At 46.7% G+C, this 10,872-nt stretch carries 8 protein-coding genes; all 8 read left to right on the top strand.

All coding sequences use genetic code 11. The features are described from left to right. Window positions 1-399: 399 nt before the first annotated feature. The 8 genes from cysK (at window position 400) to JOC37_RS06935 (ending at window position 10,851) form a co-directional block, all read left to right on the top strand. Entirely contained in the window at window positions 400-1,356 is a 957-nt protein-coding gene (gene cysK / locus JOC37_RS06970; protein WP_274380930.1) for a cysteine synthase A, read from the top strand. A gap of 232 nt (window positions 1,357-1,588) precedes the next feature. Next, window positions 1,589-2,605, top strand: coding sequence for an alpha-hydroxy-acid oxidizing protein (locus tag JOC37_RS06965; protein WP_204617436.1), 1,017 nt, complete (start codon window positions 1,589-1,591; stop codon window positions 2,603-2,605). Window positions 2,606-2,835: 230 nt separating this feature from the next. Then, entirely contained in the window at window positions 2,836-4,521 is a 1,686-nt protein-coding gene (locus JOC37_RS06960) for an L-lactate permease (RefSeq protein ID WP_204617434.1), read from the top strand. 123 nt (window positions 4,522-4,644) lie between these two features. Continuing rightward, complete coding sequence (locus tag JOC37_RS06955; RefSeq protein ID WP_204617432.1) at window positions 4,645-6,027, top strand: FAD-binding oxidoreductase; 1,383 nt, start codon at window positions 4,645-4,647, stop codon at window positions 6,025-6,027. Between the two features lie 13 nt (window positions 6,028-6,040). Further along, window positions 6,041-7,303: a (Fe-S)-binding protein gene (locus JOC37_RS06950; RefSeq protein WP_204617431.1), complete on the top strand. Its 1,263-nt coding sequence runs from the start codon at window positions 6,041-6,043 to the stop codon at window positions 7,301-7,303. A 32-nt stretch (window positions 7,304-7,335) separates the two neighbouring features. Beyond that, the gene (locus JOC37_RS06945) at window positions 7,336-7,899 is read left to right on the top strand and encodes a LutC/YkgG family protein (RefSeq protein ID WP_338017356.1); all 564 of its coding nucleotides are present in this window, start codon (window positions 7,336-7,338) and stop codon (window positions 7,897-7,899) included. Next, window positions 7,892-10,045 (top strand): L-lactate dehydrogenase (quinone) large subunit LdhH, encoded by a 2,154-nt coding sequence (ldhH, locus tag JOC37_RS06940; protein ID WP_204617429.1) that lies wholly within the window; start codon window positions 7,892-7,894, stop codon window positions 10,043-10,045. Before JOC37_RS06945 ends, ldhH begins: the two co-directional genes overlap by 8 nt. Window positions 10,046-10,125: 80 nt before the next feature. After that, window positions 10,126-10,851 carry a FadR/GntR family transcriptional regulator gene (locus JOC37_RS06935; RefSeq protein ID WP_204617427.1) on the top strand — a complete coding sequence of 242 codons (726 nt, stop codon included), beginning with the start codon at window positions 10,126-10,128 and terminating at the stop codon, window positions 10,849-10,851. Window positions 10,852-10,872 lie beyond the last annotated feature (21 nt).

Here is a 10,872-nt window from a genome sequence, read left to right as displayed (position 1 = left end):
TCTTCCAGCTCTCCTGTTCAATATAAAATATCCATTGGCTTTATCGCCCTTGACATCCATCTCTCACTGTTTAGTTTTCAAGGATCGCTGCCAGTACCGCCGGCTACCGTTTTTATCATTTCCGCGGCACTTGGTTAGTATACAACAGACTTTAAAACTTTTCAAGAACCAATTTTTGCTGCCTGCCGCAGCGACAATAGTAATATTAGCACTTTATTTAAATATCGTCAAGACCATTTTTATGTGTAAATTCCCCAAGGGGAAAATTTCGCCGGGCTATGGATAATGCTGCTTTTATGTATTAATATAATAGCAGTTTCACTTTAGCTAACATTTTAGATAATATACGAAGAAATAATTATAGAAGAAAAAAATAATACAAAGGACAGGTGTTATAAATTGTCTAATAATACAAAGGATAAATGTTATAAATCGTCTAAAATTCTTAGTAATATATTAGAAGCCGTTGGCGGCACCCCTATGATAAGACTCAGCCGGGTGGTGGAGGACTGCCCTGCCAGTATTTTGGCCAAAGTGGAATTTTTAAATCCCAGCGGAAGCGCAAAAGCACGCACTGCACTGGGAATGATTTTAGACGCAGAAAGAAAGGGAATAATTAATTCCAAATCGGTAATAGTTGAACCCACCAGCGGCAACCAGGGGATTGCTTTAGCTATGGTTGGCGCTGTTCGGGGTTACCGTACAATTATTGTAATGCCGGAAACTATGAGTATTGAACGGCGCAAGCTGATTCAGGCCTATGGTGCAGAAGTGGTTTTAACACCGGCAGCTGAAGATGTTAACGGCGCCATAAAAAAAGCCCAGGAAATCGCAAAATCCATACCAAACGCGTGGATGCCCAATCAATTTGAAAATGCCGCCAACCCCCTGTTCCATCAGCAAACCACTGCCATGGAAATTTTAGACCAATTGGATGGTCCCATAGATGCTTTTGTTGCCGGGGTGGGCACAGGGGGTACGATTTCCGGTGTGGCCGGAATATTAAAAAAACATTTTCCCAAAATGAAAGTATATGCGGTGGAACCCGCCAATTCCGCTGTAATAGCGGGCCATTCCCCCGGTGAGCATAAAATACAGGGCATTGGAGATGGATTTGTTCCTAAAAATTTGGACTTGGATATACTGGATGCACCTATTTCAGTATCAGACGAAGACGCCATTTATACAGCACGAAAACTGGCCAGGGAAGAAGGTCTGCTGGTGGGTATATCCAGCGGTGCCGCAGTATGGGCTGCATGCCAGGTGGGCAAACAACTGGGAGCAGGTAAAAAAGTATTGACCCTTTTAGTTGATACCGGCGAGCGCTATTTAAGTACAGATCTTTTTTCGGAATAAACCTTTATACATGCTATCAATGGCACCACCGGAAAATGAAAAGCAGGCGGTAATTTCATGCCTCAGCAAATAATTTTATTGCTTCAGTAAATTACATTTCTTAACAAAAATTTTAAAATTAAATTTACTTTTTAGCAGGAATTTTGCTAAATTTATTGAATATTTTTATGCAGTATGTTGGTCATACCACATTGCCACTTAAACAGTAAAACAGTAAAGGAGGTGACATCCAGTGGACTTAAAATCAATTCGAGAGGAAGCCAGAAAAAAACTTAAAGGCTACTGCAGAGTGTGTCCTGTTTGTGATGGCCGTGCATGTGCCGGCGAGGTTCCGGGTATGGGGGGAACCGGCACCGGTACCGCTTTTAGAGCCAATTTAGAAGCTTTAAGCAGGTATCGCCTTAACATGCGCACCATTCACAACGCCAAAGAAGTAAATACAACCTGCAGGCTCTTTGGTATGGATTTGGACACTCCAGTTTTGGCCGCACCAATGACCGGAACAACATACAACATGGGAGGGGCCCTCAGCGAAAAGGAATTTATCAGCATGATAGTATCCGGCAGTCACAGGGCAGGTTCCATTGGCCTGACCGGTGACGGCGCCGATCCAGCCATGTATGATTCCGGCATTGAAGCAGTTGCTGCAGAAAGGGGTTGGGGAATTCCCATTATTAAGCCCAGGGCCCAGCAGGAAATTATTAATCGCATTCGCACTGCAGAAAAGGCCGGTGCAGCAGCTGTAGGAGTGGATATTGACGGTGCAGGTTTGGTTACCATGGCTTTAAAAGGTCAGCCGGTGGGTCCTAAAACCAAAGAAGAAATACGGGAGCTGGTTTCAGCAACCGAGCTGCCATTTATTTTAAAAGGTATTATGACAGTGGATGAAGCAGAAATAGCTGCTGAAGCCGGTTGTGCTGCAATTGTCGTTTCAAACCACGGAGGCCGTATTCTGGATCACACTCCCGGTGCCGCAGAGGTACTGCCTGCTATTGTCAAGGCAGTTGGAGACAAGCTGACCATCCTGGCTGATGGCGGTGTTCGTTCCGGTGTGGATGTAATCAAGCTGCTGGCTTTAGGCGCAGATGCCGTTCTGGTGGGACGCCCGCTGGTGGTAGGTGCCTTTGGCGGCGGAGCCGAAGGTGTGAAGTTAATTATTGATCAATACACCAATGAGCTGAAGCAGGCAATGATTTTAACCGGAACCAGTTCATTAAGTGCCATATCAGATAAAATTATTTATAAATAAGTGGAGTAAAGAGCTTGAAGACGGGGAATGTTGTGCAAAAAATTGTTTGTCAATTTGAAATTTTGATAATTGATAGTGTAATCTAAAAATAGCCTTATTAATGAACTTATTAAAGATTCTAGTAATTTTTTGTAGTCGGCAAGAATTTACAGCTTCATTTTACTCTATCAATTATTAGATTAGCTAATTATTTAGCATCCTATTAGCATCAATGACAAGGAGGACTAGCTATGGAAAATCTTTACCTTATGGCGTTAATAGCCTTTGCGCCCATCTTGTTTACCATTGTAATGATGACCGTCTTTTCCTGGCCGGCTAAAAAAGTGATGCCCTTTTCCTGGATCATCGCTGCAATTATCGCTTACTCAGTGTGGGGCGTAGAACTGAAGCGCGTTATTGCTTCCACCACCTTTGGTTTCTTATCTGCCTTTAATATTCTGATTATCATTTTTGGTGCCATTTTAATCCTCAATACCATGAAAAAAAGTGGTGCCATGGCCTCCATTAACCGCGGTTTTTACGGTATTTCACCGGACCGCCGGATTCAAGCCATCATTGTTGGCTGGATGTTTGGTTCCTTCATTGAGGGTGCTGCTGGTTTTGGTACCCCGGCGGCATTGGCCGGCCCGCTGATGGTAGGTTTGGGTTTCCCACCGCTGGCTGCTGCCATGATTGCTCTGGTATTTGACAGCACTTCCGTTAGTTTCGGTGCTGTTGGTACCCCGGTTATCGGCGGTATTGGTTCTGCAATGAAAGCAACAGTTTTAGAAAAATTAGGTGAAGGCGCTTGGCTGCAGTTCCTGCAAGAAGCAGGTGTTTGGAGTGCCATTCCCCACGCCATTGTTGGTTCATTCCTGCCGCTTTTGGCACTGTGCATGCTGACTGCATTCTTTGGACCCAAAGAAAAGCGTGGAATTAAGTACGGTTTGGCTGCCGCTCCTTTTGCCATCTTTTCCGGTTTTGCCTTTACCATTCCTTATACGCTCACCGCTCTGCTGCTGGGACCTGAGTTTCCAGCACTGGTTGGCGCGTTAATCGGCCTGCCCATCGTTTTAATGGCCGCTAAAAATGGCTTCCTGGTACCAAAGGATACCTGGGAGTTTCCTGAAAAATCACAGTGGGAAAGCAACTGGTCTGGTAGTGTAGAAGCAGAAAAAGATGAAGAAAGCAGCATGCCTCTGTGGTTGGCCTGGACTCCTTATGTATTGATTGCTGTATTACTGGTTATAACTCGTGTTCCAAGCCTGGGATTAAAAGGTATTTTAGCAGCCCAGAAAATCACTTGGACAAACATTATGGGTTCCGGTATTGACTACAGCTTACCGTTCCTGTATCTGCCGGGCACCATACCATTTACCCTGGTAGCCATTATTACCATCTTTCTGCACAAAATGCCGGGGGAAAAAGTTAAAGAAGCCTGGGTGGGTACCTTTAAGCAGTTAACCGGCGCCACCATTGCCCTGCTCTTCGCTGTAGCCATGGTTCAGGTGATGGTTCAATCCGCTGTTAACACCAACGGTATTGACGGTATGATGATCACCATGTCCAAGGCTACCGCAGCAATCGTGGGCAGCGCTTGGCCCATTGTATCACCCTTTGTAGGCATCCTTGGCGCCTTTATGTCCGGTTCAAACACCGTGTCCAATATTCTGTTCGCTTCATTCCAGTATGAAGTGGCTAATCAACTGGCCTTACCCGGCATGATAATCCTCGGCCTGCAAAACGTTGGTGGTGCCATCGGCAACATGGTTTGCGTGCACAACGTTGTTGCTGCCTGTGCCACCGTTGGCCTGGCAGGTGTAGAAGGTGTAATCATCCGCCGCAACTTTATCCCGGCAGCACTTTATGCTGTTGCGGTAGGTTTGCTGGCCTTAGTTATCATTTACGGTGGATTTGCCGTTAAGACCATACTGTAGTTTTTAAAAGGCAGGCTGAGCAATTAAATCATCCCTAAGCCCTGGCAGTTACCGCTCGGGGCTTAGGGACGAAATATAACCGCCAAATAAATATTAGAGCACCCACAAGAGGAGGAAGGGCAGATGTCCAAACAACAGGCCATACAAGCGCTGGAACATGCACTGGGTAGGGAAAATGTAATTACTAAACACGAAGATTTGGTTTGTTACTCTTTTGACGCTACCCCTGATATGCCAAACCCGCTGCCGGACGTGGTAGTCACCCCCACCTGTACCGAAGACGTAGTTAAAGTAGTTAATATTGCCCGGGAATATAAAACGCCCATTTATCCCCGGGGCTCCGGCACAAACCTCAGCGGAGGAACCATTCCCTTACATGGGGGAATTGTGCTTTCAACCTTAAAAATGAATAAAATCCTTGAAGTTGATGCTGACAATCTGGCTGCAGTTGTACAACCGGGGGTTATTATTCAAGATTTAAACAACGCGGTGGCCCCCCACGGATTAATTTATCCCCCGGACCCCGGCACAGTTGCCACCGCCACCATGGGCGGCAGTGTTTCCGAGTGTTCCGGCGGCCTGCGCGGTTTGAAGTACGGTGTAACCAAGCACTATGTAATGGGTTTGAAAGTGGTGCTGGCCGACGGCCAGGTGGCCCGCTTCGGCGGCAAAACGGTGAAAAATGTTACTGCCTACGACCTGGTTAAGCTATTTACCGGTGCCGAAGGAACACTGGGTATAATTACAGAGATCACTGTTAAATTAATCCCTGCCCCTGAAGCCCGTGCATCTATGCTGGCCACCTTTGATAGGCTGGAGGATGCGGGCAACGCCATTAAAGGTATTATCGCCAATAAGGTTATTCCTGCTACACTGGAAATAATGGACCAGGCTACCATACGCACAGTGGAGAATTTTGCCCAGGTAGGCCTGCCCACCGATGTACGTGCTATTTTGCTAATTGAAGTGGACGGCATTCCCGAGGTTGTGGAAAAAGAAGCTGAAAAGGTAGTTAATGTAGTCAAAGAAAACAACGGTAAAATTAAAAAGGCTAAAGACGATAAAGAACGGGAAAGCCTGTGGGCGGCAAGACGGGCCGCACTGCCCGCTTTGGCCCAGCTCAAACCCACCACAGTGCTGGAGGACGCCACCGTACCGCGCAGTAAAATCACTGAAATGCTGGTGGCCATAGAAAAAATCGCGGCCAAATATGACCTTAACATTGGCACCTTCGGACATGCCGGCGATGGTAACCTGCATCCCACCATCCTTACCGACGCCAGGGATAAGGAAGAAATGGAGCGGGTACACAAGGCCGTTGACGAAATCTTTAAAAAGGCACTGGAATTAGGTGGTACCCTTTCTGGGGAACACGGCATCGGCATGGCCAAGTCACATTTCTTGAGCTGGGAACTGGGCCAAAGCGGCATGGATGTTGTGCGCAAAATCAAAAAAGCTTTGGATCCAGAAGGAATATTAAACCCAGGCAAAATGGTATCTAATTAAGGGGGCATAAGGGATGAGCTACTTAAAGCATTACCCGGAAATAGAAAATGAAATAATCAAATGTATGAAGTGCGGTAACTGTCAAGCGGTATGCCCCCTATACAAGGAAACAAAGTTTGAAGGTTCAGTTGCCCGGGGCAAGGTAAAGCTGGCCGAAGCAGTGTTGAAAGGCAAACTGGAATATACCGAGGATTTAGCCAAAATTTTCGAAACCTGCCTCACCTGCAAGGCCTGCAGCGCCAACTGCCCATGCGGTGTTCAGCCCGATAAAATAGTTCTTGCTGCCAGGGCTAAACTGGTTAAAGAACGGGGATTACCCCTGATAAAGGATTTAATTTTTAAAGGGTTATCTAAACCTTCTTTGTTTAAAACCGGGATGGCCATCGGTTCCAAAACCCAGGGGTTATTTTTAAAGCCCACCGAAAAGGGAATGAGCCCCCGTTATCCGGTCAGCGGTTTACAGCTGCGCCGGGTGCTGCCCAAGCTGGCAGATAGATCTTTCCTCTCCACCGCCGCGGAAGAAAATAAAGTTGACAATCCCAAAAAGAAGGTGGCCTTTTTTACCGGGTGTACCACTAACTTTCTTTATCCGCAGGTTGGAGAGGCTTTGCTGAAGGTTATGCAGCGCAATAATGTGGAAGTGGTTGTGCCCAAGGACCAGCACTGCTGCGGCGTACCTGTGTTATTACACGGGGATGTAAATACTGCCGCACAAATGGCTAAATCCCATGTGGATATTTTCAGTAAGCTGGATGTAGACGCCATCATAACCGTCTGCGGCACCTGCGGCGAATCATTCAGCAAGCACTATCCTGAACTGCTCAAGGATGACGCTGAATACAGTGCAAAAGCTAATAAGCTGGCGGAAAAAACCTATGACTTCGCCCAATTCCTGGTGGACATTCTGCCAATAGACAGGGATGTTTTAAAGCCGGTTAATAAAACGGTAACTTATCATGTGCCCTGTCACATCGGCCGCGGCATGAACGCCCATCAGCAGCAGATTGAACTAATTAAATCCATCCCGGGCATTAAATACATCCCACTGAAGCAGCCCGATCGCTGCTGCGGTGGTGCCGGTTCCTTTAGTTTAACCCATTACGACTTGTCTTACCGGGTGCTGAAGCACAAACTGGCAGATGTGAAATCAACGGGTGCCGACCTGCTGATTACCGGCTGCGGTTCCTGCCGGATGCAGTTAACTGACGGCATTGCCCAGGAGAATTTATCACAAGAGGTAATTCATACAGTAGAGCTTTTAGCAAAGGCTTATTAAAATAATATAACTTAAAGAAAGAAGGGATAAGAGTGGCAGACTTGGAAAAACTTTATGAACAGTTTAAAGCAGCTGCTGAAGCAGTTTCTGCTCAAGTATACCGGGTTAAAGATTTAAAAGAAGCCGGTGCACTCTTATCAACCTTGGCAGAAGAAGGCGGCGCTAAAAAAATCGCCGCCGCCTCTTCTCCAATGGTCGATAAGTGCCTGGAAAACGCCGCTTTAAAAGCAGAGGTAAAAACAGAAGACCTGCGCAAACATGCTGAAGAAGCATGTATTGGGCTTTCCGAGCTGGATATGGCAGTGGCTGAAATTGGCAGCCTGCAGCAGGATTGTACAGACTTAAACAAGCGTTTGGTATCCATGCTGCCCCATACACATGTTGCCCTTGTAAAAACCGAATCCCTGGTGCCGACACTGGCGGATGCAATAGCCAAAATTGACGCCAACAAGGATCATATCCCTGGATATATGGCCTTTATCACCGGCCCCAGCCGTACTGCAGATATTGAGCGAGTGCTCACCATCGGCGTACACGGGCCGGCAGAACTGAAGATAATTTTTGTTGATAATCCAGGAGGTGTCTCCCATGAGTAACTGCAAAAATATGAGAGCAAAAATTCATTCTGCATTAAATGACCAAAATTTAAGAGGCGCGTTAGGACGTTTTGCCGATGCTTATTTGGGAGCCAGGGCCAAGGCCTACCAGGGTCGGGATTTTGAAAAACTGCGCCAAACAATTGCTGACCGCAAAGGCAGTTCTGCTCAAAGGATGGAGGAACTGGCTCAACAGTTTAAGAAAAATGCTGAAGCCAGGGGTGCTAAAGTATTCATCGCCAGAACCGCAGAAGAAGCTAAAAAATACATCCTGGATGTGGCACTGGCCAATCAAGTGGAATTAGTTGTTAAGTCAAAATCCATGGCTTCAGAAGAAATACATTTAAACCACTATCTTGCAGAACACGGCATAACAGCAGCGGAAACAGACCTGGGGGAATGGATTATTCAATTGGCCGGCCAGCGTCCCTCTCATATGGTCATGCCAGCAATCCACATGACCAGGCAAGAAGTTTCTGAATATTTCTCTAAAGAAACCAACCAAAATTTAAGTGACGACATTCCCCTGCTGGTACAGGTGGCCAGGCAAGAACTGCGTGAAAAGTTCTTAAAGGCCGGTATGGGTATCTCCGGCGCCAACGCAGCTGTGGCTGAAACCGGCACCATTGTAATTGTTACCAATGAAGGTAATGCCCGCTTAACAACCACCCTGCCTCCGGTACACGTGGCACTGGTAGGTATGGAAAAACTGGTGGAAAAATTCACTGATGTAGGTGCCGTACTGGAGTGCCTGCCCCGCAGTGCCACCGGTCAGCATTTAACCAGTTATGTAACAATGATCACCGGTCCCACCCCGTCAAACCTGCCGGACGGTACCATCGGGCCGAAAGAAATGCATATTGTACTGATGGATAACGGCCGTACCAAAATGAAAGAAGATCCGCTGTTTAGTCAGGCGCTGCAGTGTATACGCTGTGCTTCCTGCTTAAACGTGTGCCCCATTTTCGCACTGGTTGGCGGCCACGTGTACGGCAGTGTTTACACCGGTGGCATTGGAACTATTTTAACAGCATTCTTTAATGATTTTGACGATGCCGGAGAACTGCAAAACCTGTGCCTCGGCTGCGAACGCTGTAAAGAAGTCTGCCCCGGTAAAATTGATATTCCAAAACTGATACTGGAACTGCGCAACAGAGTGACAGCTAAAAAGGGCATGCCCGCCAGTCAGAAATTCCTGTTGAACACAGTGCTGCCCAACCGCAAGCTGTTCCACAGTATGCTGAAGATTGGCAGCAAAACCCAAAAGCCCTTTGTCAGTGATAACAAGATCAGGCACCTGCCTTTATTCTTAGCCGGGCTGACCGAAGGCCGCAGTTTACCCGCCCTGGCTGACCAGCCCTTCCGGGATCAACTTTACAGGCTGTCTAAACCCAAGCAGCCTAAGGCTAAAGTTGGCTTCTTCGGTGGGTGCTTAGTTGACTTTGTTTACCCGGAACTGGGCAAGGCGGCAAATAAGGTGCTGAATAACATGAATATGGAAATGGTATACCCGCTGGAGCAGGCATGCTGCGGTGTCCCTGCCGGTCACCTGGGAGCCACGGAAGCCCACAGGCGTATGGCCAAGCAAAACATTGAAGCTTTCGAAAAAGCAGGCGTAGATTATATTGTTACCGTATGCCCAACCTGTACCGCATCACTGAAAAAAGAATTTGTTGAGCTGTTAAAGGATGATCCGGCATGGGCAAAACGGGCTGAAGATTTTGCCGCTAAAGTATACGACTTTATCCACTTTGTGGCCAAGCAAACAGACAATGGTAAACAATTGGGATTAAAACCGCTGGGTAAGGAAAGCGTAACTTACCATGATTCTTGTCATATGCGCCGCAACTTGGGTATATACGAAGAGCCCCGTAAACTTATCTCTGAAGCCGGGCTGGAATTAAAAGAAATGCAGTGGCCGGATCGCTGCTGTGGATTCGGGGGATCATACTCCATCCGCTACCCGGAACTTTCACAGCCGATATTGGAGGCCAAACTGGATGACATCAGCAGCACAGGTGCCGATATTTTATGCACCGCCTGCCCAGGCTGCATGATGCAAATTGGCGGCGGCTTAGACAAGAGAAACTCAAACATTAAAACTAAACATGTTGTTGAACTGCTGGCAGAACGATTACCTGACTAATCAGTAAGTTACCTTGAGTTTTTTGTTAAATTATTATAAAATATTAATGTTGTAATAAAAGAGAGACAGAGGGTGTTTTCATGGATTTTAAACCCATTCGCACCAAAAAAATATACGAAGAAATTGTGGAACAAATAAAAGCTTTAATTGCAGACGGCAAGTTAAAACCCGGAGATAAATTAATGTCCGAGCGTGAACTGGCCGAAAAGATGCAGGTTGGTCGTTCCGCAGTGCGTGAGGCTTTTAGAGCTTTGGAAGCTATGAAAATCATCGAGATCAGGCCCGGTGAGGGCACCTACATCCGGGAAGCCAGTGCTGATTTCATTATTGATGCTTTAACCTTAGTGCTCAATGCCGGTAAGGAAACTGCCCGGGAGTTAATGGAGTTAAGAAAGATTTTAGAGGTGGAATGTGCCGGCTTAGCTGCCAAGCGGCGCACGGAAAAGGATCTTTACTCTATGAAACGGGCACTGCAGCAGATGGAACGGGATATAGAAGAAGGCAATCTCGGTGAACAAGCAGACCTGCTGTTTCACTATTTAGTTGCTAAGGCTTCCGGTAATGCCATGGTATTGAGGTTGATGACTACAATTTCCGATGCCATGAATCATATAATGCGTAAAGCGCGTTCTAAACTTTACCGTGATCCGGCACTGCCCAGCAAACTTTTGGAACAGCACTGGGTAATATATAAAGCCATTAAAGAAAAAGACTTTGCCAAAGCTCAAAAAGCCATGTATGAGCACTTGGACAATATAGAAAAAGGTGCGTTTGGCCCAAATGGTGAAAAAGAACCGGTTATTTAACCGGTTCTTTTTTACTTAATG

Source organism: Desulforadius tongensis (genome assembly GCF_016907915.1).
GTDB classification, from domain to species: Bacteria; Bacillota; Desulfotomaculia; order Desulfotomaculales; family Desulfohalotomaculaceae; genus Desulforadius; species Desulforadius tongensis.
Note: the sequence above shows the minus strand (reverse complement) of the source record. Positions and strands in the feature narration are given on the sequence as shown.

Excerpts from the sequence above, each read along its gene's own strand:
- JOC37_RS06935 (WP_204617427.1), top strand. The coding sequence starts at position 10,126 with ATGGATTTTAAACCCATTCGCACCAAAAAAATATACGAAGAAATTGTG.
- ldhH (WP_204617429.1), top strand. The coding sequence starts at position 7,892 with ATGAGTAACTGCAAAAATATGAGAGCAAAAATTCATTCTGCATTAAAT.
- JOC37_RS06955 (WP_204617432.1), top strand. The coding sequence starts at position 4,645 with ATGTCCAAACAACAGGCCATACAAGCGCTGGAACATGCACTGGGTAGG.
- JOC37_RS06960 (WP_204617434.1), top strand. The coding sequence starts at position 2,836 with ATGGAAAATCTTTACCTTATGGCGTTAATAGCCTTTGCGCCCATCTTG.
- JOC37_RS06950 (WP_204617431.1), top strand. The coding sequence starts at position 6,041 with ATGAGCTACTTAAAGCATTACCCGGAAATAGAAAATGAAATAATCAAA.